Below are 23,166 nucleotides of genomic sequence, written 5' to 3'. Positions count from 1 at the left end.
GCCAGGAGGAGCGATGAGCTTCGACGTCATCTGCCTGATCGCCGAGTGGGCTCCTGCCGTTGCGGCCTGCCGGGAGTCTCGCGGCGCCGACTTCTATTGGGATGCGCCTGAGAACCCAAACGGCGACGATCTTCCATTCGCGATCGAACGCGCCCGCCGCGGCTTCGACTTCATCGAAGCGGGCTTCTATTATGAGATCTTGCGCCGTCGGTTGCCCAGCCGGGTACGCGGCAAGGCCGATTCATTTTTCGGCTCGGTCTATCACGAGCTCGGACCGGGGTGCCCGGAGCCACCTGGTGATCTGGCCGACGATACCGGCATCGAACTTGCGAAGCACGAAATGTACTACTCGATGCGCCCGACGACGGTTCGTTCAGTGCTTGAGCACGCGCGGGCGGTACCGTGGCCGGAGATCGAACACGCCGCTACGAGTGCCGTGATGCCACCACGCATCACCAGGCACGATGTCCGCGACATCGAGCATTTTCGCAGCATCGTCTGGTTCCACCAGGAATGGTTGGACGAAGCCGCCCGAACCGGGCGTGGGCTGATCGTCCTCCTAAGCCAGTGATAGGTGCAAGAGATTCGACGGGTCGGCACCTCATCCACAGGTTTTGACGATTGCTCGCTGCCAGGCCATGCGAGCTCCTCGACGGGAGCGACCATCCTGGCCGGGAACACGAGATCGCGGAAGAGTTGTCACCCACATAACCACCCAGCGTCCGGAACGCGTGCACGTGCCCTTCGAAGAATGCTTCCTGGCCGCAGGAAGCGAAGACCCTTCTCTGCACCAACAGACGGAGTGCGAGGCCGTCAGTTCTATGTTGTGGGCGTGGCCACAGGTTCCTGAATCTCCAGGACGACAGCCGTTCCAGCGACGGTTCGGTCTTCGTGCATGGTGATCGTTTGGCCGGGCTGAAGGTGCCGCCACTGGGAGGGGTCGAGGGGTGCGAGTCGCACGGAGGATCGCTCGCCGGGTCCCAGGGAGGGTGTGAATTCGACCCAGAGGCTCGCGATGTTGAGGGCCGGTTCGCCGGCCGGGGTTCGATTTCCGATATTCCACATCGGCCGAAGAACGCCAGCTCCGGAGAAGGGAGTCTGCCGCCGACCCTCACTGGCCGGTCGGAGGGTGAGGTCCGCGCGGATGATCCCGTTGCAGGTTTCGTAGCAGCGCCAACGACACCAAGCCGCGCTCTTTTCCAGTTGCATCTGCTCGGCAGCTGTGGCGAGGGTCTCCCAAAAGCTGAGCTGAAGCGGATGGACGTCGCCAAGTTCCTCCAAAAGCCCGAGAGCCACCTCCCACTCGTCGTGGGTCAGGTACTCCCAGACTCGTTGACCGTGATGTCGTTCTCGGTGGCGATCTCTTCGGGGACCAGCAGAAAGGCGGCTTCCAGAAGTTTGGGGACATCCATGCCCTGATTCTGAACCACGTGTCGGCGTACTTGCACGAAGTACAGATGAAGGTGCTCAGCCCGGTGTTCGTCTGTGGGCTCGGGTAGGTGTGCACTCATGCGACGATCGTGCGCAGGGCGAGGATCTCCGCGTCCTTGTCCCGGTGGGTCATCGGCAGCAGACGAAGCATCGCGAACGCGTTCGATACACCCAAGTAAGCCAGTCGGAGCAGCACGATCGATCATCATGACGCGCTGACGGCAGCTGCGCCAGAGCGTCGGATCGAGCGACCGCGGCCAAGATCTCGGGGACCCGAACAAGCGGTCCCCACCAGGGCGGATGAGATTTCCGGCAAGGGCAGAGGTGGCGGCGGGCTCCGGGGGCCGCCGTCGGCTCGTCAGCCGATGGGTTCCGGCATGGGGTGCACGTCGTAGGCGAGGCGGATGGTGTCGCCGGTGGCGGGGTCGCCCAGTTCCACGCGCCAGGCGTCGGCGAACTGGTCGACACCCGGGGTCATGGGGATGGTGCCGGAGATGAGGACGGTGCCTGGGGTGAGGGCGTCGCGGGAGCGCAGGACGTCGACCCAGTAGGCAGGGGTGAGGAGCTCGGCGAGGGTGCCGTGCTGGATCTCGGTCTCGGTGCCGTCGCGGGTGACCCAGGCGCGCAGGGTGAGGTCGTCCAGACGTGGTTCGACGTCGGCCAGCCGCCAGGCACGGCGGGCGCTGCTGGTGCGGGCACGCGCCCTGGACGCCACCCTCTGGCTGGCCGCCGTCGACCAGGCCGACCCCGGCACCGCCCCGGGAGACGCGCCGACCGGCATCGGGTACAGCCGGATCGTCGGCCCCGACGGAACCGTGCGGCACGCCCTGGACGCTGAACCGGATCTGCTGGTCGCCGACCTCGACATCGACGAGGTCACGACGGTACGGAAGAAGACATCGGTGCTGGCCAACAGGCGGCCGGAGGTATGGCAGTGAGCAAGCCGGAGCTGGAATTCCACCTGCCCGCCGGACCGTGGACCACTTCCGCGGAGACCGGTCCGGGCGTACGGGAACGCGTGCTGGCCGACGACCCCGACGGCGGCGGCCGGACCGTTCTGGTCCACTGGGCGCCCGGTACCGTGTCCTTCAGGTACGCGTACGCCGTCTCCCGACCGGACGCCACCGCAACCCCCAGAGGCTCGTATACATAGCGTATACAGTCGCTACCGCGCGCTCGATGGGCTGGGCTGAGGAAGCCGGACGTCGGTTGTTGTCACTCGCCCGGGGTTTCCATGCCCTCACTCCATTTCTGAAGCCATCCGCGTACCTGTTCGCAGATGTCGTCCAGGCCCGCGGAGGTCGAATACACGACAGGTGCTTGCTGGGCGCTGTCGGCAACCAGTACGCGTGCCCGCAGGGCCGGTGCTTGTCCCGGCTCCCACCAGACACGAACGATGAGGACTCCGGTGGGAGTGTGAAGAACAGTCATGACTCCAGCGTTGCGCTCTGCCGCCACCTAGACGTCACGGCCGGCTGCGCTTGCCACGCGGCGACACAGCAGGGATGACGGCTCAAGCCCGAGTTCGCTGCGGAGAAGGCTTCGCAGTTCCCTGAAATGCCGGATGGCTTCGCCTGTGTTGCCCTCCGCGAGGTAGGTCTCGATGACCTGCCGGTGGGCGCTTTCACGCAGTGGTTCTCCGGCAACCGCCCGAAGTGCCGCGTCCAGTGCCTGGCCGAAGTTGCCCGCGGATCGATGTACACAGGCCAGCGATTCCAAAGCGTGAAGGCGCATCTGATGCAATCTCTCCCGCTCGACGATGACCCACTCGTCCCACGCCTCCGGCAGCAGGTCGCTGCTCAGAGCCTGATCGGCGAGTTCCACGTCCGGAAGGGGCGTCCTTCGCGGGATGTGGCCACCCGACGGTTCCGACCAGGCGATCGCCCGGCGCAGGATGTCCTCGGTGGCCGTCAGATCCGTTTCGATGTCCTGTGACAGCTGAAGGGTGCTCGGCGTGGCGATGACCAACGGCAGATTCAGTTTCGGCAACCGCCACAGCGCTGAGCGCAGACAGCCGGCCGCTCGGATGCCGGAGGCGTCCGGCCATAGTCTCTCGGCGACGTATTCACGGGTGAGTGTGCGGCGACTCAGCACCAGCAGGCTCAGCAACCGCTGGCCCGCAGGGGCGATCAGCACGGACTGTCCCTCGTATCGAAGGTCGAAACTTCCCATGAGCGACAAATAGGGAAGGTGGTGCAGGCGGTACTCGTCGGAGTGCTTCTGCATTGCGCCTCCTCAGACCACGAAGAAGCCGTCGCGGGCGAAGTGGGAATCCCTGGCGCGGCATCTCCGGCGGTCCTCGGTGAGGATTGCGCACTTCGCGTCGAAATCCGTGGTGCGCCTTTAGTGGCTGCCACCTGGGGCTCTGCCGACGCGCGGTGCCGCGCTGTATCAGTGCCGCACCTCCCATTGGAACACCGCAAGACTTTTGGCACATCTGCGCGCGGGGGTGACGTCGTGGTGACGAGCCGGTGATCCGGTTCCACCAAGCTCCTCTCAGTGCCCCGGCTGGTGACCCGGCACTGGGGACGGCAAAGAGACGAGGGGAGACACCGTGTTCACGCACCGCTTCGCATCCTCACCACCGTTCTGCCGGTCTGCGCGCTCCCATTCGCGCCGACGCACCAGAATTCCGACCAAGATCTACGACGGGATGCTGCTGCTTCTCGTCATTCTCGCCGTGGCACACCACTCGCCTGGCCGGGGACTTCTGCTGGCGGCCTTTCTCATGTGCCGCGTCATTGGCCGTCCCCTCGCCCACAATTGGCTGACACCTGCCACACCCGGCCTCCCGGAATACGGGCGGCGCCGATGAGTGCTCCGGCGGTCACGCATCCGACCCGTACCGCAGCCCCGGACGAACGCTCCCAGGTCCTCGGAGGGCTTGGCGACCTCCGGTCCCGAGGCAGGTGGCGGTTCCGACTGGCTCTGCTCGGCCCTGCCTTCGTCGTGGCCGTGGCGTACGTCGACCCGGGCAATGTGGCAACCAACGTCGAGGCGGGCGCGCGCACCGGCTACATGCTCGTATGGGTTGTCGTGCTTGCCAACATCATGGCGATGCTCGTGCAGTACATGTCGGCGAAGCTCGGGCTGGCCACCGGGAAAAACCTCCCCGAACAGTGCCGTGAACTCGCGCCGCGATGGCTGAGCCGACTGCTGTGGGCACAGGCGGAGCTGGTCGCCATGGCCACCGATCTGGCGGAATTCGCCGGCGCCGCGCTCGGGCTGAGCCTGCTGTTCGCCATGCCGATCCCGCTCGCCGGGCTGGTGACGGCGCTGGTGTCGTTCGCCGTTCTGGCTTGCCAGCAAAAAGGCTGCCGCTTCTTCGAACTCGCCGTGTTCGCCTTGCTGCTCCTGGTCCTGTCCGGATTCTCCTACGATCTGCTGATCGTAGGCCATCAATCCGCTGCGAGTGCCGCAGCAGGCATGGTGCCCCACCTCCGCGGTGAAACCACCGGGCTGCTCGCGGCAGCCATTGTCGGGGCGACCATCATGCCGCACGCTGTCTATCTTCATTCCGCACTCACACAGCGCAGGGTGCAGGCCGACAAGCCGAGCGAGAAACGTTTTCTACTGCGTTATCTGCGAATCGACTGCGCGCTGGGATTCGCCGTCGCGGGCGCCGTCAACCTGGGCATTCTCTGCCTTTCCGCGGCTCTTTTCCGTGACACGGACTTGGGGAACGTGGATGCCATCACCGCCGCGCACACCGACCTGGGCAGGACCATCGGTGGTGGGGCAGCGATGACCTTCGCGGTGGCCCTGCTCGCCTCCGGCCTCTCTTCCGCAAGTGTGGGCACGTGCGCAGGCCAAGTGATGATGCAGGGATTCCTGCGTCGGCGTATCCCTCTCTTCGCGCGACGGATCATCACGATGGCACCGGCGCTGTTCATCCTGTCCGCCGGTCTTCCCATCACCTCCACTCTGGTATTCAGCCAGGTCGTCCTCGCGTTCGGCATCCCCTTCGCCCTGCTCCCGCTCGTGATCATCACACGCCGCAGAGACCTGATGGGCCCGTTGGCCAACGCGCCCGCGACCACAGCGGCCGGCGCACTCGTGTGCGCCCTGGTGATCTGCCTGAACGTCTACCTCATCGTGACCCTTGTGAAAGGCGGCTGATCACCGAAGGACGTGTCCTCGGTACACACCTCGGGCGTCCTCCCGGTTACGCATATGGCTTCCGCCCAGCACTCTTCGAAAGGACTCCGCCATGACCGAGACCATTGCACGCGAGGTGCCGCAGCCCATCCGCGACGGCGAAGGAGCCACCGACAACGGCCCGCGCAACACGCAACTGGACCTGCAGAACCCCAACACCCTCGTCCCTCCCAAAACCGACTCGGGCACGCTGCCGAATCTGAAGTTCTCCTTCAGCCAGGCGCATATGCGATTGGAGGAGGGCGGATGGGCCCGCGAGGTGACACGGCGCGAAATGCCGATCGCCACCACGCTCGCCGGCGTCAACATGCGGCTCAAGCCCGGAGCGATCAGGGAGCTGCACTGGCACAAGCAGTCGGAGTGGGCGTACATCCTGGAGGGCAAGTGCCGGATAAGCGCTGTCGACCAAGAAGGCCGGAACTTCCTCGAAGACGTCTCCGCCGGCGACCTCTGGTTCTTCCCCCAGGGCATCCCGCACCACATCCAGGCGCTGGAGGAGGGCGTCGAGTTCCTCCTCGTCTTCAACGACGGAGACTTCTCCGAAAACGACACGTTCCTCATCAGCGACTGGTTCGCCCACACACCCCGGTCGGTCCTGGCCAAGAACTTCGGCGTCCCGGAGGCGGCTTTCTCCTCGATCCCGACTTCCGAACGCTACATCTTCAACAGCGCGGTCCCTCCGGCGCTCGAATCCGACCGGATTCTCAGCCCGAGCGGTGACGTACCCCGCAGCTTCAAGCACAGTCTCGACTCGCAGACCCCGGTCCGCACCAGTGGCGGCACCGCCCGGATTGTCGACTCACGCAATTTCGAGGCCTCGACGACCACGTCTGCGGCACTGGTGGAGATCGCCCCCGGCGCCATCCGGGAACTGCACTGGCACCCCAACAACGACGAGTGGCAGTACTACATATCCGGGCAGGGAAGGATGGGCGTCTTCGCCGACTCAGGGCGCAACAGGACGTTCGACTACCAGGCCGGGGACGTGGGTTATGTCCCGTTCGCCATGGGCCACTACATCGAGAACACCGGCAGCACACCGCTGAGGTTGCTCGAAATGTTCCTGGCGCCCCGCTTCGAGGACGTCAGCCTGGCCCAGTGGATGGCACTGACCCCTGGCGAGTTGGTCCGGAACCACCTCAACCTCAATGACACCGTGATGAACTCGCTTCGCAAGGAGAAGCAGCCAATCTTCCGCCCCTAGCACAAGGCAACTCGACGCCCTGCTCAGTGGCGAACACATGGGGCCCTCCACTCTTGAGGGCCCCAGCAGGCGTGGGGGCGATTTACCTCCACGCCCCAACTACGGAAGGTGACTGCTCGAAGACCTATTGTTAGCAATTGACGGCGGAAACTTGTTCAACCGCGCAGGACGGAGAATCATCCGCCTGTTAGCGTGAGAGAAGTAGCCGGCCTTCCCAGGAGCCGCCAGGAGGCTCAGCCGGGGTGGTCGGATTGCTGACAGCTGCTGCGGGCGACTATCTCCAGCGTCACTTGGGTTCCCCTCGCGGCGCACGAGCCAGGGGACTCACGTCCGGGCAAAGGAGAGCAGGATATGGCGATCACCCTTCGAAAGGACGATTGGGTAGTCGCGATCCTCGTCGGGTACATAGCGTTGTTCTCAGCCGTGGTGGTCGAAGTCTCGGGCAGGGGCCTCCTCCGGTGGGCTGTGTATGCGACGGTCGCGCCTCTCGCGGCCGCCGCGTTGCTGTCACTCCGCCACACCCTGGTGATCAGTGTTCTCTCCCTTGCGGCGGCCATCTGCATCTACGGCGTCGTCTTGCCTGTCATCTCCGTAGGCGGCCGCGTCGTGGTCATCACGGGTGTCGCGCTGGCAGGGGTAGTCAGCCTCGCGGTCTGCAAGATCCGGATACGGCTCATGATCGCCCGACGTCGACTGTCTCTGCTGAGCGAGGCGAGCGAGCGCCTCGGCGGAACGCTGAACGTGACGCAAACCGCCTGGGAACTGGCGGAGGTCGCCGTACCCGCATTCGCGGACTACGTCAGTGTGGACCTCTTCGATGCCGTCCTGAAAGGCAGAGAGCCCCCCGCCAAGCCGTTCACGGAGTCCGTCGCGTTGCGCCACGTCGCCCACCGTCCCGATGCCCGAGCACGCACCGACGACGAATTGAAGGCTGAAAAGGAGGAAGAGCTCCGGGACGTATCGCTCCCCGCGCGCTACCTGGCCGCGTGCGCACCCGCACGGGCGAGCTACGTGGACACCACCGACATCGAGGGCTGGCCGGCGCGGGGCCACACCGACCAGACAGATGCCTACCGCATGCACTCGGCCATCGCTGTTCCACTGTGCGCTGGAGGGCGGGCCCTTGGTGCGCTGACGCTTCGGCGGCATCGGCCGCCCTACGCATTCGACACCGACGATCTCGCTCTCGCCGAGGAGATCGGGACACGGGCCGCCATCTGCCTGGACAACGCCCGACGGTACGCCCGCGAACGCGACACCGCGCTGATCCTGCAGCGCAGCCTCTTGCCCGGACACATGCCCGAAGTCGCCGCGGCCGAGGTGGCGAGCCGATACATCCCGGCCAGCCACAGCGTCGGCGTGGGCGGCGACTGGTTCGACGTGATACCGCTGTCCGGCGCTCGTGTCGCGCTCGTCGTCGGTGACGCCGTCGGGCACGGACTGCACGCCTCCGCCACCATGACCCGGCTGCGTGCCGCCGTGCGCACACTGGCCGACATCGACCTGCAACCCGACGAACTCCTCACCCACCTCGACGACGTCGTCCGTCGGCTCAGCACCGAAAGCAGACCCGTACACGAGACCGCGGATCCGGACACCGGCGACACCGTAGGAGAGGTGGGAGCAACCTGCCTCTACGCGGTCTACGATCCCATCGCCAGCTGCTGCACCCTCGCGAGCGCCGGCCACCTTCCACCTGTCATCGTCACACCGGATCATCACGCCGAGATCGTCGACACGCCCCTGGGCCCTTCCCTCGGCCTGGGGAACCTGCCCTTCGAATCAGTGGACGTACACGTGCCGGAAGGCAGTCTCCTGGCCCTGTACACCGACGGCCTCATCGGCGAGCACCATCGAGACTTGGAGAGCGGAGTCCAGGAGCTGCTGCAAGCGCTGAGCATCCCGGAGCCGTCGCTGGACGGGCGGTGCCGGGCCGTACTCGGCGCGCTGCTCGAGGACCAGCCCACCGACGACGTGGCCCTGCTCATCGCGCGCACCCGAGTCCTGGACGCCGACCACGTCGCCACCTGGGACCTCCCGACAGACCCCGCCGTCGTCGCCGGCGTCCGCGCGCACGTGTCCGACCAGCTCACCGCATGGGGGCTTGAGGACGCGGTCTTCACGACCGAACTCATAGCAAGTGAGCTGGTCACCAACGCCATCCGCTACGCGCAGTCCCCGATCCAGCTCCGCCTCATCCTCGAAGAGCGCAGTCTGATCTGCGAAGTCTCCGACGGCAGTACCACCACCCCCCACCTGCGGCGGGCTCGAACCTACGACGAGGGCGGCCGCGGCCTGTTCATCGTCGCCCAGCTAGCCGAACGCTGGGGCACGCGGCACGGCCGTCATGGCAAGACGATCTGGGCCGAACTGATCACGGGCCCGGCTCCGGTCTCCGGGCTCGGCCAGCAACACGAAAACACGGACCGTGACCGTTGAGTCACAACCCGCGTCATCTGTGTACGGAAGATCGTGTCCGAGGGGGCGCGCCAATACCCCACAGCTCACGTCGGGTGCCATCACGAGGTCACCGACTGCATCCTGATCACGCTGCCCGCCCTGTCTGGGGCATCTTGTGCCACATCAGGCAACGTTCGCCCTGATGAGGAGGCCCAGTCGGTCCGGGTCCGCCGGGACAGTGCCTGGACCCGACGCCACCCGCGTAAGGGCTCGGCCCACACGAAGATGGAGCACGTGCCGCGGCGGATGTACTCGCTGTCCTGGCAGGCGTCGTGACCCGGGCGGGCCGGGAGCGGGCCGCGGGCATGGTCGAGGAGCTGGTAGGGCTTCTCGTCCATGCACACCACCGGACGCGCCGGGTCATAGGGCCGGGCATAGACGGCCGGCACGTCTTCCATCCGGGCCGCGAACTGCGCGTTCGCCCGTGGCGGGATGGTCCAGCACCTCTTCAGGTGAGGGCGCAGCTCCGTTTTTTTAAGACCCGCCCGATGGTGGAATGGTCCAGATCGGGGATGTCCTTGACCAGCGCGACGTGCTTCTCCAGCAGCCGCAGCGACCACCGGGCATGGCCCGGGGGCGGCGGTGAGCACTGCCCTTGCCGGAATTCTCATCCGCCCTGGTGGGGACCGCTTCTTCGGGTTCCCGAAATCTTGGCCGCGGTCGCTCGGTCCGACGCTCTGGCGCAGCTGCTGTCAGCGCGTCATGATGATCGATCGTGCTGCTGCGACTGGCTTACTTGGGTGTGTCGAACGCGTTCGCGATGCTTCGCCTGCTGCCGATGACCGACCGGGACAAGGACGCTGAGATCCTCGCCCTGCGCCACCAGATCACCGTGCTGGAACGCCAACTCGGCAAGGACAAGGTCCGGTTCACGCCCAGCGATCGGGCGTACCTGGCAGCGCTGCTGCACCGGATGCCCCTGCACGTCCTGCGACGGTTACGGCTGCTCGTACGCCCCGACACGGTGCTGCGTTGGCACCGCAGCCTCGTCGCGCGCCGCCATGCCGCCGCCTGCAGGCCCAAGCGCCCGGGACGGCCGCGCACGGTGCGCTCGATCCACATCCTGGTGCTGCGCCTGGCGAAGGAGAACCCGAGCTGGGGGTACCGACGCCTGCACGGCGAGCTGCTTGTGCTGGGGGTGAAGGTGGGCGCCTCCACCGTCTGGGAAATCCTGAAGGAGGCCGGCATCGACCCAGCACCCGAGCGGAACTCCAGTACCTGGGCCACCTTCCTTCGCTCCCAGGCTGATGCCCTGCTGGCCTGCGACTTCATGGAAACAGTCACCCTGTCGGGCGTACGGATGTACGTGCTCGTGGTGATCGAACACAGCAGTCGCCGGATCCGCATCCTGGGCGCCACCACGCATCCAACCGCATCCTGGGTAGCGCAAGCGGCGAAAAACCTCGTCATGGACCTCGAAGACCTCGGCCGCCGCGCACGGTTCATGATCCGGGACCGGGACGGGAAGTTCCCCGCCCTCTTCGATGCCGTCCTCAAGGACGCAGGGATCGACGTCGTCCTCAGCGGCATCCAGATCCCACGAATGAACTCGATCACGGAGCGCTGGATACAGACCTGTCGCCGCGAGCTCCTGGACCGGACATTGATCTGGAACCAGCGACACCTACTCCACACCCTGCACGAGTTCGAGCAGTTCTACAACGGACACCGACCACACCAAGGCATCGCGAACGCCAGGCCACTGCACCCATTGCCCCCGCCGATCGACAATCCCGACGCGTTAGCCCGCCTCGAGATACGCCGACACGATCGCCTCGGCGGCATCCTCCACGAATACCGACATGCAGCGTGACCTGCACGGATGAGATTTCCGGCAAGGGCAAGTTCAACACCCCCTACCAAGAGAGGCGAAATATGCACGCAGCAGTCATTCACCGCAAATCGTTCCGAAGTTATGCGGGTTTGAAACTTGGCGCCTCGTTACGTCTGAGCATCGGTCGGCTTGAAACATGCCCCGGCCCCATGGCGCGGCGCCGTCACCGTTCGAGCCGCCGGTTATAGCCTGGGGGTTGACAGTCGTCGCCGCTAGTCTGTCTGGTGCGGAATACGCTTAGGGGAGGAGCGTCGGTGGCGGATTTGGATGTCAAGTCAGACCAGTTAGTTGCTATCTCCGGCGGGTTTAGTACCCATATGAACTTCCTCGTTGAGGTTGTCAACGCTTTGGTGGTGGCGCTGGAGAGCTCCCAAGGGATGGCTGGCGATGACGCGGGGGGCCGAAACTTTGCAAAGTTGTATAAGGAGGCGGCCTGTGAGGCTGTGGCTCAGATGGCCTTCTCTACCTATACGATGGGCAATCTCTCTGCCTCAGTGATGAGGATGGCCTTCGATTTCCTGGCCGCAGACAGCAAGGTGGCCGCATCTCTGATCGGCAAGTACTCGCCCGACGAAGCTATTAGCAGGCTCAAGGGGCCTGCCGCCAACAGCCAGTGCAATCCATTGGGCAGCGAAAAAGATCTCCCTGAAGTTGTCGCCAAGGAGGATTGGCTCGACGACTTCACCACCCAGGGGCCGCGGGGGAATGCTGGAAAGGTCCGCGATACCGGCAAGGCCTGGCGCAAAGCGGGAGAGCTGCTGGACGAGACTCGCGTTAGCGCTCAGACGGGGCAAAGGATCTTGGTCAAGGATTGGGCGGGCAGAGCTGTCACCTCATTCGTTGACTACTTCGATCTCTTCATCGGCAAGAGTGGCCGCCCCCAACAAACCGCCCAAGGCGAGGCGCTCTTGGCAAATCTGGCCACAGCCTGCCACGAGATCGCCGATGCCTGCTACGCCTACGCTGGGCACATCGACGATGCCAAAGCAGACTGGATGGATGGTGGTATGTCGTGGGGCGACGGGTTGTTCGATAACGACAACGACCACGGCCTCAATGACGCCGTCTGTGCTGATACGAAAATCAATGGGCTCGGTCGCATCCCGGGCATTCTTGATGGCTCGGGACGCAAGGTGAAGCTGCCTGAGGCCTCGGGCCCCTGGGACCCGGACCTCCCGTCGGTCTTTCCGACAACCCCTCTGCCCGTGCGCATTCCCCTGGTCCCGGCTGTGGTCAAGGCCCCCGGGACAAACAGCATCTTGAACGCGCTCTATGAGGGGCGTAAGCCTCCGAAGCCAGGCCCGCCCCGCCCTGGCGTCAATCCAAAGGGCCCGTTGCCGCCCGAGACGAACAGAAACCGGCTCAGCGCCAAAGAGCAGGCTGACTTCCGAAAGTGGATGTCTGGTCTGCACCGGCATGACTTCGCCAATCAAAGAACCGAGAAAGACAAGGCAAACCGGTACCAGGCTGACACCGCAGGTTATCCTGAGTACGATCTTCCCTTGCCTCCCATGGACGGTGAGAAGAGTATCCAGCAGGCAGACGGCCTGCGGGCGGCGGACGGATATGCCCTCGATGCCAAATATGTCCATGAACCGAATTCATGCAAGACGGCCCGCACACTGGATAAGCTTCAGCTTCCCGACGATGCCAAGAAGCCCTGGGAGACCGGGCCACACGAGGGCGACGAGGTGGAGATCCAAGACTATGGTCGTGCGATCAAGGCTGACGGAAGCAAGATCAAGGGGCTTGAGATCATCACGAACGGCCCGGAGGCCATGGCCTACTGGCAGTATCTGATGGCGAAGGAAGGTGTGCCGGGCAGCGTCCGCTATCACGATGCCTAGAACGATTGAGAAGGAGTGTTTGGTGACTCCCGATGAAGCCGCCAACGTCATCACGAGCTACTACTTCGCCCCTATGAAGGGCGAGCGGTGGCAGGTCACGCCAGAACGGTTTGCGCAGGCGGCCGAGAGTCGGTGGCCCGACTGCAGCACGCGTCTGATCGAAGACGATTCCGGAACGGCGCAGCGGACCCGGTTTGCGATGACATTCGAAAATGGGGCCGAGCGCTCCGGGGAGTACAGTCTCGGCAGTGGATTGAGCCTGCGTGGATACGCGGCGTTGGATGCGGCCGAATTCGTCTCCTGGTTCCTTACCATGCTTGACCCTGAAGTCAGCGTCCTGTTCAACAACCTGGAAGCGATCGAACGCGGCGACTACGATGATCACGTACTGCCGCGCGCCATGGGACTCCGCCCCATGGCCGAAGCCTTGGCCACGCACCTGGCTGAAGCGATCGGCGATGAGTAAGAGCCCCTGACCGCTCCTCCGCCAGTGCCTCGTTGTGCGGGCCGCGGAACGCCCAGGGATACCGTCATGGGGCCTGGACACCACCCCAATATGGTGGCAGACGGGGACCCTACCGTCGGCCATTCGTCGTCCGGGCCTCTGTGGTCTGTCGAATACGGGTGGCCGTATGGGGTCGCTGACCCTGACCGCTCCCACTACCGCAGCCCGGACGGCCCAGCCGGCTACCAGGAAGCGCTGCAGGACCGACCTGCTGCCCAGCAGATCGTGACCGAGTGGGCCGAGCGGTACGGGCTGAAGCAGTCCGAGGTCGGCTACTGTCCGGCGTGGCTCCGGCGCCGCGTGAGCCGCCGGTGCGTGCCGGACTCGTGCACCCACTACGGCAGCAGCAGCCCTGATCGTCACTGGCTGGACCAACTTGACCTCGTGGACCAAGGCTGGGAAACCTGCGGTGATCACGTCAGCGCCATACACCGAGCTTGAACCGGCCTGATCAATCAGCCAGCAGGTATGACCTGCGAACCACCGCGTTGGCAGGCATTCGGGGAGTGTCGGCGCGGCGGGTGGCAGTCAGGCATCGGGTGGTCAGCGTTTGATGCGTCCGCGGACGGCGAGAACGGCGAGGGCGAGGAGGATGGGTTCCAGGAGGCGGGAGGTCATCTCGATGTAGGTGCCGACGGTGGTCAGATCCTGTCCGCTGGAGCGGAACACGACGGAGTTCAGTGTGACGTTCAGGGCCTTCTCAAAGCGCTCGTCAGTGAACCTGTTCCCGGTGGGGTTCTGCGGGTCGTCCTTTTCTATCTCGAAGGTGACGCTGCCTCCGCCGGGCGGGACGGTGCCGGTGGCTTGCTGCTTCGGGGAGTCTTGGGGGAGCCCCCGAAGCCCATCAGCAGCACGATGGTGACGAGCATGGCGGTAGCCAGCCAGCCCAGGGCTCGGGAGGCGCGCAGCCCATAGCCGGACAGCATCCAGTAGCCGTGCAGCAGTCCGTGCTCGGCGCGGGTGGTGCCGGTGCGGTCGTGGCGGCGCATCTCCATCTCGCCGTAGTAGAAGTCCGCCGCCCCTGGTTCGTTCTTGCCGTCCTCGAACGCCTTGCGCAGCGCCCGGTACACCGGAGCCAGCTGTGCCGGCCCGACGTGTCCGGCTCCGAGTACCGCGACGTTCCAGCCCCGGACGGCTGTCGGCTGGCTCGCGCGCCAGTGGTGTTCTTCGGTGAGGGTGCGGCGCTGGGTGAACCGTACGGGGCGCCAGCGCCGTCGCGTGCGGGGCGGGACCTTGTCGAAGGAGCAGGCGCCCTCCAGTCGCAGCTGGTCCAGATGCACGGTCCCGCTGAATAGGCACCGGGACAGGTCGACGTCGGCGAGGACCAGATGGGCCGCGTCCACCCCACGCAGCGAGGCCATCCGCACTCTGGCGGCGGGCGCGTCAGCAAGAGCGTGTTCTGCTACCGGATGTCCGTTGGGGAGAACGAAGGGGGCGAGCTCTGCGGCGATCGTGAAGGGGTATTCGAGGACCGCGTGGGAGAAGTCCACCATGGCGTAGCGTAGGCGCAACTCGGCCGTTGACGACCAACGGGTCCGTCGACACTCCACGCGGCGCGCGGCGAACGATACGTTCGCAGGGCCGCTGAATACCGCCCAGGACAACATCACCCTGTGGGTGCCGGAAACCGTGTCGCCCTATGCGACCTGGGTGTATTCGTGGATGAGGCCGCCGAGTCGATCGCGTCGAAGGACGCGAGTGTTGTCGGTGGCGGTGGGTGCTTCGGGTTCGGTGAGTCGGTCCGGCGCCCGTTGTCCGAGGGTTCGGTGTGGCCGGTGTTGGTTGTAGTGATCTGTGTACTCACTGACGACGAGGCGTAGGTGGCGCTCTTCCGTGATCAGGATGCGGTCGGTTGCCTCGCGTCGGCACGAGCCGATCCAGCGTGGGCACGGCCCGCCGGGTGGGCGACGACGCCCTGCGGCAAGGGCTCAAGGACGCGGCCAAAGCGCATCTGCCGGGGTGGGGCGAGCGGCTCACCCCGCATGTCCTGCGGCATTTCTGCGTGTCCCAGCTCTATGCGAACGGGCTGGACTTGCTCGCGATTCAGGAGGTTTTGGGACATTCTTGGATCGCCGCGACGATGCGGTACGTCCATGTTCAGCAGACCCGGGTCGAGGACGCCTGGGCCGCCGGGACCGAGCGGGCCGCGAAGCGGCTGGAAGGGCTGATCCGATGAGGTGGAACCTGCGGCTGACGGCCGCAAACAAGGGCATCTGGAAGGCGTCCGAGCTCCAACGGAGCCTGGCCGAGCACGGGTTGGTGATCTCGGCGGGGAAGATGTCCGGGCTGTGGTCCGGCCAGCCGGTCTCCCTCAAGCTGGAGGACCTGGACGTCATCTGCGTCGTCCTCGGCTGCGAGGTCGGTGACCTGTTGATCCCCGAGCCGGAGAAGGTCAGCCGCCCAGGCCAGGCCGGAGAGACGGAGCGAGCGGCGGTCGGTGCGGGGACTGTCGCACCAGCCGTGATCCCCAAGCGCCGGGACGGCCGGTCGCTGCCGCCGGAGTGAGCCCGTGGCGCGCTTCCCGAAGGGGTACGTCAAGCCCACTGACTCCTGCGACAGCTGCCTGGCCTGGGGGAACTTCAGCGGACGTCTCTGCCCGGCGTGCTACATGTTCGGCCGGAGCTATGACACGGCCGCCTGTGCCGGCTGCCGCCGCATCCAGCCGGTGAAGTGGGGATACTGCCGTCTGTGCTGGTGCCAGGCCCGCCTCAGCGCCAAGGCCCTCGCCGACCAGCTGGCGGACGAGGCGGACGTGAGAGTACGGCTCGGCGCCGTCCGGCACCATCAGCTGTTCTTCATGGGCATGCATCACCGCAACGGATCGGCACGTTCCATCCGGCGGCGCGGAGGACGGCGGGGAGCCCCTCGCAAGCCGCCGCGCGCACCGGCCTGGCGTCCAGATCCCGGCTGGCGGCAGCTGCCGCTGTTCGCGCAGATCCCACGTGACTACGGCCGACTCGCCCTGGCCGACGCCAACCTGGCCAGCCCCTGGCTGGCCTGGTCGAAGTACCTCGCCCACCAGCTCGCCGAGGCCCGGGGCTGGGGCCGCAACATCCGCTTCGCCGTCAACCGCGGCCTGGCCCTGGTCCTCACCGGTCATGTCGAGGGCGACGTCATCCGGCGCAGCGAGATCTTCGCCCCGCTCCGGGCCCTCGACCTGCCGGTCGTCCACACCGTCACGGTCCTGGAGGAGATGGGCATCTTCCAGGACGACAGTGAACCCTCCTTCGAAGGCTGGTTAGCCGAAAGACTGGAGGGCCTCGCCCCCGGCATCCGCTCGGAGGCCGAGCGTTGGACGCGGCTCCTGCGCGACGGCGGCCCCCGCAGCCGCCCGCGACGGGAGGGCACGGTCTGGCTCTACCTCAACCGGGTCCGCCCGGCCCTGCTGGAGTGGTCGAACCGCTACGACCACCTGCGAGAGGTGACCCGCGAGGACGTCCTCACCCATCTCAAGACGCTGCACGGCCACCAACGCCACGATCAACTGGTCGCCCTGCGCGCGCTGTTCGCCTGGGTCAAGCGGTCCGGGCTCATCTTCCGCAACCCCACCAGTCGGATCAAGGTCGGGCAGTACGAGTACGCCGTGCTGCAGCCCCTCGCCCCGGACCAGGTCGACCGGTCCGTCGCGGCGGCCACCACCCCGGCGACACGGCTCATCCTCGCTCTCGCCGCGGTCCATGCTGCCCGGGTCGCCCAGATCGGCACCCTCACGCTCGACGATGTCGACATCGGCAACCGACGGCTGACCATCGCCGGACGAGTACGCCGACTCGACGACCTCACCCTGAAGCTGCTGCTGGACTGGCTGGAGCACCGACGGAGCCGATGGCCGAACACCGCGAACCTCCACCTGCTGATCAACAACCAGAACGCCACCAAGGCCAGTCGAGCCAGCAACCACTGGATCAGTGCTGCGATGCGCGGGCAGACGGCGACACTGGAGCGGCTCCGCGTCGACCGGCAGCTTGAAGAGGCCATGGTCCGAGGCCCCGACCCCCTCCACCTCGCCGAGGTCTTCGGGCTCGATGAGAAGACTGCGATGCGCTACGCGGACTCCGCACGCGCCCTGCTGGCGCAGGCCGCCGAGCACTCGGCATCGCCCTCAGGAAAAGAACTTCGCCCGGATTGACGCGACTTGGAGTCGGCGTCGGCAGATCCTTGGGAGAGGCGCAGGCACTCATCCCAGGCTTCAAGAAAGCTCTCGTAGGTGTTGAGGCGTTCTTGGCGCATCCAGTGACCGTGCTCGACGGCACCTTGGTCCTGTACTTGCCGCCGGACGGCTTCGGCATTCTTTTCCGCGCCGAACTTAGCTGCCCGCGCCCCAGCAACCGCTCCCAAGCCGGTTGCCACTAACCCGATCACTGCGATGGCGAGAGGAACCACGAAATCCGTCACGGCGGCACATCATGGCTGCTCAATCAGTTCAAGGGAACACCGCGTCGTGCGGCCTGACAGCAGGACCAACGGCATCACAGCTCGTCAATCAACCGCGAATACATGAACATGTCCCGGCGTTCGTCCCCCACCTGTTGCCATCCACGCAGCACCGAGCGCAACCCGCGCGGAGCAACCTCACCGCTGCTTCATCAATGACGACAGAAGGTGTCGGGTTTACGGCCGACGATGGACGTATGCGCGAAACCCCAGAAGAACTCGACAAGCTCCAGTCCCTCCTCGACTCCTCCCTCTCCGGCTCGACCGCACACCTCCGCTCGATCGTCGAGGGCCGCACCATCACGGCGGCGCAGCTCACCGGGGTCCTCACCGGCATGTGCACGCTCGCCCTCTCGACGGTGACCGCAAAGGGCGAACCGCGGATCAGCGGCGCCGACGGGCACTTCCTGCACGGCCGGTGGCACTTCGGCACGGCGCGCAACGCCGCCAAGGCCCGTCATCTCGCGGCCCGTCCGGCCGCCAGCGTCGCGCACATGCGCGGCGAGGACCTCGGCGTGTTCACCCACGGCACGGTGGAGGAGCTGAACCCCGAGGACGCCGAGACCACGGCCGACTGGCAGGAACTCCTCGCCTACTTGAAGGACTTCTACGGCGACGACGACGCCTTCGACTGGAACCGCGAGGTCGTCTACTACCGGCTGAACCCGCACTGGATGACCGTCTACGCCCCCGACCTCGACAAGCTCACCGGCACGTGACGCCGGGCCCGTCGACGAGGGCCTGCACCTGCGCGTACGTGGGTGCGGGGCCGGTCGACGGCGCGCCGTCGCGTACCGCCAGCGCCGTGGCGACGGCCTCGCCCAGCGCCCGCCGGTACAGCAGCGACCCGAGGCTGCCCCGCCCCCAAGCTCTCAACTCCGCTTCGCTGCGTTCGAGCAGGGGGCCGCTCGGCGTCTTGCCGGTCCAGGGGACCAGGAACGGCAAGGTCGCGAGTTGGCCCCGAACCCACGGAAGCAACTCCGCAGAGCACGACGACGGACCCTTGAGTTCCCACCGAGAACCCTTCAGATTGCGTGAACTTACGGGACTCACCGGGGCCGAGTAGTTCCGGTACAGGATTTGGCGCTGAGAACGATCACGGGCTGACCTCGGCCTAAGTTCTATCTGGCGGATCGCGACGCCGAAGGCTCCAGCCCATGCACAGCACCCTGACGGAGCACGCCCGCTGTCTCTACGGAGATGAGTACCGCCCCACACCGGAGTGCGGCCCGGAACACCGCGAGCACTACTTCGTCGAGGAGCTGACATTCGCGGATGCGGACACGATTCTCGCGATGCTGCATGAGCTCTGCCCGACCGCTTCGGCTTGCATCGCGAGACCGGGGTAGTGCTGCTCCAGCGGGTGCTCGCCGAGCCGGCCTGGGCGGAGCGGATGAGCGAGGAGGACCGGCGCGGCCTGACCGCCCTCTTCTGGCCGAACATCAACCCGTATGGCACCTTCCGCCTGGAGATGGACAACCGCTTGGACTTCGGCGTGTTCCCCCGGTGACCGAAATCCGCCGCCATCGCCGGAGGCACTGGTGGGAGAGCGCTGTGCGGCTGCCTGACCGGGCGCTACGGTGGCACGGAGGATCACCGATTCCGTGTCGGGAGAGGATGGCAGGGTGATTGAGGGGGCGCTGATGGCGTTGGCCGCCGCGGGTGGGGCGGCTGTGGCGCAGGCAGCGGGCACGGACGCCTGGACCGGTTTCCGCACCAGGGTGGCCGGCTGGTTCGGAAGGGGAGATGCCGAGCGGGAGCAGGCGGCGCTGCGGCGCTTGGACGCCACGGCCGACGAGCTGGCGGCGGCGGCCGAACGCGGTGACGGCCAGCCTCGGCTCGTGCATGAGGCGATTTGGCGTGGCCGGTTCCAGGACCTGCTGGAAAACCTTCAGGAGGCTGACCAGGACGAGGCTGGCCTCGCCCTGCGAGCGTTGCTTGATGAGCAGCCCCCACCTGCTGGTGGGGCATCGGCCGGGGACGGCGGCCTGGCCGCCGGGCGGGATACGCGCATCACCGCCAAGGACGGCTCCATCGCCACCGGCGTCCTACACGGAAACGCGACCATCAACCACCCTTCCACGCCGACTCCGCCCAAGGGCTGAGCGGAGACCCGGCGCGCACAAGCCCACCCCGCGGTCGGCCACCCGGCCCGGACACTCCTCCGCCGCCGGTCAGCGTCTACGCGGCCGGCGGCAGCATCGCGGTCGGCGGAGATGTCCACGGCGACGTCACGCTGAAGGTGCCTCGCCCACCAGCCACGTGGCCGCACCAGGTCGGGACCATTCCCCCACAGGCCGGGGCCTTCCAACACCGTGAGCAGGCCGAACATCTGCGGGAGGCGGTCGCCGAGGGCGGCACAGCGGTGCTGTCCCAGGTGCTGTCCGGGATGGGCGGTGTCGGCAAAACCCAGCTGGCCGCCGACTACGCCCGCACCGCCTGGAAGTTTGGGGCCGAGCCCGGCGGGGTGGACGTGCTGATCTGGATCAGTGCCAGCAGCCGCGACGCGATCGTGGCCGGCTACGCCCAAGCTGCCGAGGAGCTGTGCGGCGCCGACGCCGGCGACACCGAGCAGGCAGCACGAGCCTTCCTGGCCTGGCTCCAGCCCAAGCCCGGTGCCGCGCCGTGCCGCTGGCTGGTCGTCCTGGACGACGTCACCGATCCCAGTCATGTGCGGGGCCTATGGCCGCCCGCCTCCCCGACCGGGCGGACCCTGGCCACCACGCGCCGCCGCGACGCAGCCCTGACCGGCCGGGGCCGGGTGGTGACCGTCGGCCTGTTCACCGAAGCCGAAGCGATCGCCTACCTCACCGACGCCCTGAACATCTACGGCCGCAGCGAACCCGACGACCAACTCGCCGGTCTTACCCGCGATCTGGGGTACCTGCCGCTGGCGCTGTCCCAGGCCGCGGCCTACCTCACAGACACACTCCTGTCCTGTGCCGCCTACCGTGCCCTGCTGGCGAAGCGGAAGAGGAGACTCGCCGACCTCATCCCCGAGGACAGTGCTCTCCCCGACGACCAAGCCGCCACGGTGGCCGCAACATGGGCCCTGTCCACCGAACACGCCAACAAGATCCGCCCGGCGGGCCTGGCACGCCCCATGCTTCACCTCACAGTCCTGCTCGACCCCAACGGCATCCCCGCCACGGTCCTCACCACGCAGCGCGCCCTCGCATACCTCACTGAGCACCGCCCCCCGACCAGCACGGGCAGCACCCACCCATCGGCCCAGGTCTCGGCCGAAGACGCCGCGCTCGCGCTACGTGCTCTCCACCGACTCAGCCTCATTGACCACAGCCCCACCACCCCCCACCAGGCCGTGCGCGTCCACCAGCTCATCCAACGCGCCACCCGCGACACCCTCACCCCCGACCAGCACCACCAGCTCGCCCGCACCGCCGCCGACGCACTACTTGAGACGTGGCAGGAGAGGATGACCGTGGCTACCAGCCTCGCCCTGCGCGCCAACACTGCGGCGCTGGCCGACAATGCCGGCGAGGCCCTCTACCGACCGAACGCCCACGCGGTGCTTTACCACATCGGTGGTTTCTCTTCTAGCGGTATCGGCCTTACCGATCTGGAGAGGATCGCAATCCGCGACCATTTGCACCATCTGACTACCGCAACAACTCGCTACCTCGGCCCTGACCACCTCGACACCCTCACCGCCCGGCGGGAGTTCGCTCACTGGCGGGGGAGCGCGGGGGATCCGCGTGCGGCAGTAGCCGCGATGGTCGGCCTATTACCCGACGTGATGCGTGTACTCGGCCCCGACCACCCCGATACCCTCACCACTCGGCGGGAGCTCGCTCAGTGGCGAGGAGAAGCGGGGAATCTGAGGGGCGCAGAAACCGCGATGACCGGCCTACTATCCGACGTGATGCGTGTATTAGGCCCCAACCACCCCGAAACGTTCCTCATTCGACGCCACCTCGCCGACTTGCGGGGAGTGCAAGGGGACTGGCTTGGCGCCGAGGCCGAGCTAAGTCACCTACTGGACGCCGCGATGCGGGTGCTGGGCCCCAGCCACCCGTACATCCGCGAAATCCGAAGTAGGCACAAGTACTGGCGGACTCGAATAATTACAGACGATGACGCTTTCGGCTGACAGTGCGAGCTAACTCAAGAACGGCCTTCGATCCCGGGCGCCAGGTACTCGCCATCGGTGAGGCGGGGACGTGGCGGGTGCCGCGGACGCGTATGAAGAGCTGCTGGCCGACTGGGTGCGGGTGCTGGGCCCCGACCACCCCCACACCCTGAACATCCGCAACGACCTCGCCAGGTGGCGGAGTAGAGCGACTGTTGATGAATCGACCGATTCCTGAGCAAGATCAATAAGCAGTGGCGCGCGGCCTGATCGCCGGCGGATCATGCCCATAAAACGGTGCCAGAAAGTCAATGTGCTCAAGAACTTGAGGAGCACCGTTTTCTGCACGATCTGACAGGTGCAGCCACCCCAGGACGACGACACCGCCGATCTCCTCGCACCCGTTCCGGCCGTACGGACCGGCAGCCTCGTGGGATACGCACGCGTGTCCACCAAGGGGCAGTTGCTCGACCGGCAGATCCACGCACTCAACACAGCGGGCTGCATCCGGATCTTCTCCGACAAGAAGTCCGGCAAGAACGCCGAACGCGAGGAACTGTGGAAGGCCCTCGACTACCTGCGCGAGGGCGACACCCTCGTCGTCCCGTCGCTGGACCGGCTCGGCCGTTCCATCCAGGACCTCATCGCGATCGTGTCCGGCCTGCGCAAGCGTGGCGTCGGCTTCACCTCGCTGCACGAGGCGCTCGACACGACCACGCCCGGCGGGCACCTGGTCTTCCACGTGTTCGCGGCGCTCGCGGAGTTCATCCGCGAACTCATCGTGCAGGGCACCAACGAGGGCCTGGACGCCGCCCGCGCCCGCGGCGCCCGACTCGGCCGCCCGCCAGCGATGACGGAGGAGCAGGTACGTCACGCCCGCGACCTGCTTGCCCGCCCGGAGAACACCGTCACCTCGATCGCGAAGCTCCTCAGCGTCTCCAGGAACACGATCTACAACTACGTGCCCGAGTTGAAGGGCGGTCGCCTCGCACTCGCTGAGGTGACGAGCACGCCGGAACTGCCGCAACCCACCAGGTCCGAGGACTGATCACCGCCGTTTGCGGCTGGTGACAGCGTTCTTACCGGCACGTCGGCCGTGGGTTCAGCGTAACTGAGGTGCTTTCACTGGGAACCCACGGCGTTTTCGGCAGGCAGGCATGAAAGTGCGGTGGGTCCGTTGCCGCCGATTCGGCAGGTCCTTCA

The 23,166-nt window shown here is 66.3% G+C and carries 24 protein-coding genes and 1 pseudogene; 19 read left to right on the top strand and 6 right to left on the bottom strand.

The genetic code is table 11. From position 1 onward, the window contains the following. Window positions 1-13: 13 nt before the first annotated feature. A complete protein-coding gene (locus ACFV2X_RS46280) occupies window positions 14-571 on the top strand; it encodes a hypothetical protein (RefSeq protein ID WP_385628127.1) in 558 nt (185 codons plus the stop codon). 1,218 nt (window positions 572-1,789) lie between these two features. On the opposite strand, the gene ACFV2X_RS46275 is transcribed toward ACFV2X_RS46280, so the two are convergent. Next, window positions 1,790-2,212, bottom strand: coding sequence for a DUF2848 family protein (locus ACFV2X_RS46275; RefSeq protein WP_385628125.1), 423 nt, complete (start codon window positions 2,210-2,212; stop codon window positions 1,790-1,792). On the opposite strand from ACFV2X_RS46275, the pseudogene ACFV2X_RS46270 reads away from it, so the two are divergent. Beyond that, window positions 2,115-2,369, top strand: a pseudogene (locus ACFV2X_RS46270) (nitrilase-related carbon-nitrogen hydrolase); the annotation flags it as partial. The gene ACFV2X_RS46275 and the pseudogene ACFV2X_RS46270 sit on opposite strands and share 98 nt — an antisense overlap. Further along, window positions 2,366-2,584, top strand: coding sequence for a hypothetical protein (locus ACFV2X_RS46265; RefSeq protein WP_385628122.1), 219 nt, complete (start codon window positions 2,366-2,368; stop codon window positions 2,582-2,584). The pseudogene ACFV2X_RS46270 and the gene ACFV2X_RS46265, both read left to right, overlap by 4 nt. A gap of 305 nt (window positions 2,585-2,889) precedes the next feature. Here the strand turns inward: ACFV2X_RS46265 and ACFV2X_RS46260 are convergent, their stop codons facing one another. Continuing rightward, on the bottom strand, window positions 2,890-3,657 hold the full coding sequence (locus tag ACFV2X_RS46260) for a BTAD domain-containing putative transcriptional regulator (protein ID WP_385628120.1): 768 nt from the start codon (window positions 3,655-3,657) through the stop codon (window positions 2,890-2,892). Between the two features lie 585 nt (window positions 3,658-4,242). Between ACFV2X_RS46260 and ACFV2X_RS46255 the strand changes: the two genes are divergently transcribed. From ACFV2X_RS46255 to ACFV2X_RS46230, 6 genes are all read left to right on the top strand, one after another. Further along, complete coding sequence (locus ACFV2X_RS46255; RefSeq protein WP_385628118.1) at window positions 4,243-5,550, top strand: Nramp family divalent metal transporter; 1,308 nt, start codon at window positions 4,243-4,245, stop codon at window positions 5,548-5,550. A gap of 91 nt (window positions 5,551-5,641) precedes the next feature. Next, on the top strand, window positions 5,642-6,793 hold the full coding sequence (locus ACFV2X_RS46250) for an oxalate decarboxylase family bicupin (protein ID WP_385628116.1): 1,152 nt from the start codon (window positions 5,642-5,644) through the stop codon (window positions 6,791-6,793). A gap of 351 nt (window positions 6,794-7,144) precedes the next feature. After that, window positions 7,145-9,232 (top strand): SpoIIE family protein phosphatase, encoded by a 2,088-nt coding sequence (locus ACFV2X_RS46245; RefSeq protein WP_385628114.1) that lies wholly within the window; start codon window positions 7,145-7,147, stop codon window positions 9,230-9,232. A 736-nt stretch (window positions 9,233-9,968) separates the two neighbouring features. Continuing rightward, window positions 9,969-11,066 carry an integrase core domain-containing protein gene (locus ACFV2X_RS46240; RefSeq protein WP_385628111.1) on the top strand — a complete coding sequence of 366 codons (1,098 nt, stop codon included), beginning with the start codon at window positions 9,969-9,971 and terminating at the stop codon, window positions 11,064-11,066. A gap of 275 nt (window positions 11,067-11,341) precedes the next feature. Further along, window positions 11,342-12,934 (top strand): restriction endonuclease fold toxin-2 domain-containing protein, encoded by a 1,593-nt coding sequence (locus tag ACFV2X_RS46235; protein ID WP_385628109.1) that lies wholly within the window; start codon window positions 11,342-11,344, stop codon window positions 12,932-12,934. 22 nt (window positions 12,935-12,956) lie between these two features. Continuing rightward, window positions 12,957-13,400: a hypothetical protein gene (locus ACFV2X_RS46230; protein ID WP_385628106.1), complete on the top strand. Its 444-nt coding sequence runs from the start codon at window positions 12,957-12,959 to the stop codon at window positions 13,398-13,400. A 582-nt stretch (window positions 13,401-13,982) separates the two neighbouring features. On the opposite strand, the gene ACFV2X_RS46225 is transcribed toward ACFV2X_RS46230, so the two are convergent. The 3 genes from ACFV2X_RS46225 to ACFV2X_RS46215 all read right to left on the bottom strand — a co-directional run bounded on the left by ACFV2X_RS46225 (window position 13,983) and on the right by ACFV2X_RS46215 (window position 15,316). Continuing rightward, window positions 13,983-14,108, bottom strand: a complete 126-nt coding sequence (locus ACFV2X_RS46225; protein ID WP_385628103.1) for a hypothetical protein — start codon at window positions 14,106-14,108, stop codon at window positions 13,983-13,985. 86 nt (window positions 14,109-14,194) lie between these two features. After that, window positions 14,195-14,932 carry a hypothetical protein gene (locus tag ACFV2X_RS46220; protein ID WP_385628102.1) on the bottom strand — a complete coding sequence of 246 codons (738 nt, stop codon included), beginning with the start codon at window positions 14,930-14,932 and terminating at the stop codon, window positions 14,195-14,197. Window positions 14,933-15,076: 144 nt separating this feature from the next. Continuing rightward, the gene (locus tag ACFV2X_RS46215) at window positions 15,077-15,316 is read right to left on the bottom strand and encodes an integrase core domain-containing protein (RefSeq protein ID WP_385628141.1); all 240 of its coding nucleotides are present in this window, start codon (window positions 15,314-15,316) and stop codon (window positions 15,077-15,079) included. Between the two features lie 23 nt (window positions 15,317-15,339). Between ACFV2X_RS46215 and ACFV2X_RS46210 the strand changes: the two genes are divergently transcribed. The 4 genes from ACFV2X_RS46210 (at window position 15,340) to ACFV2X_RS46195 (ending at window position 18,592) form a co-directional block, all read left to right on the top strand. Next, the gene (locus tag ACFV2X_RS46210; protein ID WP_385628100.1) at window positions 15,340-15,615 is read left to right on the top strand and encodes a tyrosine-type recombinase/integrase; all 276 of its coding nucleotides are present in this window, start codon (window positions 15,340-15,342) and stop codon (window positions 15,613-15,615) included. Further along, window positions 15,612-15,944 carry a helix-turn-helix domain-containing protein gene (locus ACFV2X_RS46205; protein ID WP_385628098.1) on the top strand — a complete coding sequence of 111 codons (333 nt, stop codon included), beginning with the start codon at window positions 15,612-15,614 and terminating at the stop codon, window positions 15,942-15,944. The genes ACFV2X_RS46210 and ACFV2X_RS46205 overlap by 4 nt, the downstream gene beginning before the upstream one ends. A gap of 4 nt (window positions 15,945-15,948) precedes the next feature. Continuing rightward, window positions 15,949-17,568 (top strand): hypothetical protein, encoded by a 1,620-nt coding sequence (locus ACFV2X_RS46200; RefSeq protein ID WP_385628096.1) that lies wholly within the window; start codon window positions 15,949-15,951, stop codon window positions 17,566-17,568. Window positions 17,569-18,070: 502 nt separating this feature from the next. Beyond that, window positions 18,071-18,592, top strand: coding sequence for a pyridoxamine 5'-phosphate oxidase family protein (locus tag ACFV2X_RS46195; protein WP_037700075.1), 522 nt, complete (start codon window positions 18,071-18,073; stop codon window positions 18,590-18,592). On the opposite strand, the gene ACFV2X_RS46190 is transcribed toward ACFV2X_RS46195, so the two are convergent. Beyond that, window positions 18,579-18,818, bottom strand: a complete 240-nt coding sequence (locus ACFV2X_RS46190; protein WP_351636105.1) for a hypothetical protein — start codon at window positions 18,816-18,818, stop codon at window positions 18,579-18,581. The genes ACFV2X_RS46195 and ACFV2X_RS46190 overlap by 14 nt on opposite strands. Window positions 18,819-19,030: 212 nt before the next feature. On the opposite strand from ACFV2X_RS46190, the gene ACFV2X_RS46185 reads away from it, so the two are divergent. The 6 genes from ACFV2X_RS46185 to ACFV2X_RS46160 all read left to right on the top strand — a co-directional run bounded on the left by ACFV2X_RS46185 (window position 19,031) and on the right by ACFV2X_RS46160 (window position 23,011). After that, a complete protein-coding gene (locus tag ACFV2X_RS46185; RefSeq protein WP_385628147.1) occupies window positions 19,031-19,222 on the top strand; it encodes a hypothetical protein in 192 nt (63 codons plus the stop codon). Then, complete coding sequence (locus ACFV2X_RS46180) at window positions 19,201-19,383, top strand: hypothetical protein (RefSeq protein WP_385628094.1); 183 nt, start codon at window positions 19,201-19,203, stop codon at window positions 19,381-19,383. Before ACFV2X_RS46185 ends, ACFV2X_RS46180 begins: the two co-directional genes overlap by 22 nt. 115 nt (window positions 19,384-19,498) lie before the next feature. Beyond that, window positions 19,499-19,978, top strand: a complete 480-nt coding sequence (locus ACFV2X_RS46175) for a hypothetical protein (RefSeq protein WP_385628091.1) — start codon at window positions 19,499-19,501, stop codon at window positions 19,976-19,978. A 137-nt stretch (window positions 19,979-20,115) separates the two neighbouring features. Continuing rightward, on the top strand, window positions 20,116-21,984 hold the full coding sequence (locus ACFV2X_RS46170; protein WP_385628089.1) for an NB-ARC domain-containing protein: 1,869 nt from the start codon (window positions 20,116-20,118) through the stop codon (window positions 21,982-21,984). 70 nt (window positions 21,985-22,054) lie between these two features. Then, window positions 22,055-22,201 (top strand): hypothetical protein, encoded by a 147-nt coding sequence (locus tag ACFV2X_RS46165; protein WP_385628086.1) that lies wholly within the window; start codon window positions 22,055-22,057, stop codon window positions 22,199-22,201. Between the two features lie 120 nt (window positions 22,202-22,321). After that, the gene (locus ACFV2X_RS46160; protein ID WP_385628083.1) at window positions 22,322-23,011 is read left to right on the top strand and encodes a recombinase family protein; all 690 of its coding nucleotides are present in this window, start codon (window positions 22,322-22,324) and stop codon (window positions 23,009-23,011) included. Window positions 23,012-23,166: the final 155 nt, after the last annotated feature.

The organism is Streptomyces sp. NPDC059679 (assembly GCF_042734105.1).
GTDB lineage: Bacteria > Actinomycetota > Actinomycetes > Streptomycetales > Streptomycetaceae > Streptomyces.
The sequence above is the reverse complement of the archived record's forward strand: the minus strand, read 5'-3'. Positions and strand labels throughout refer to the sequence as shown.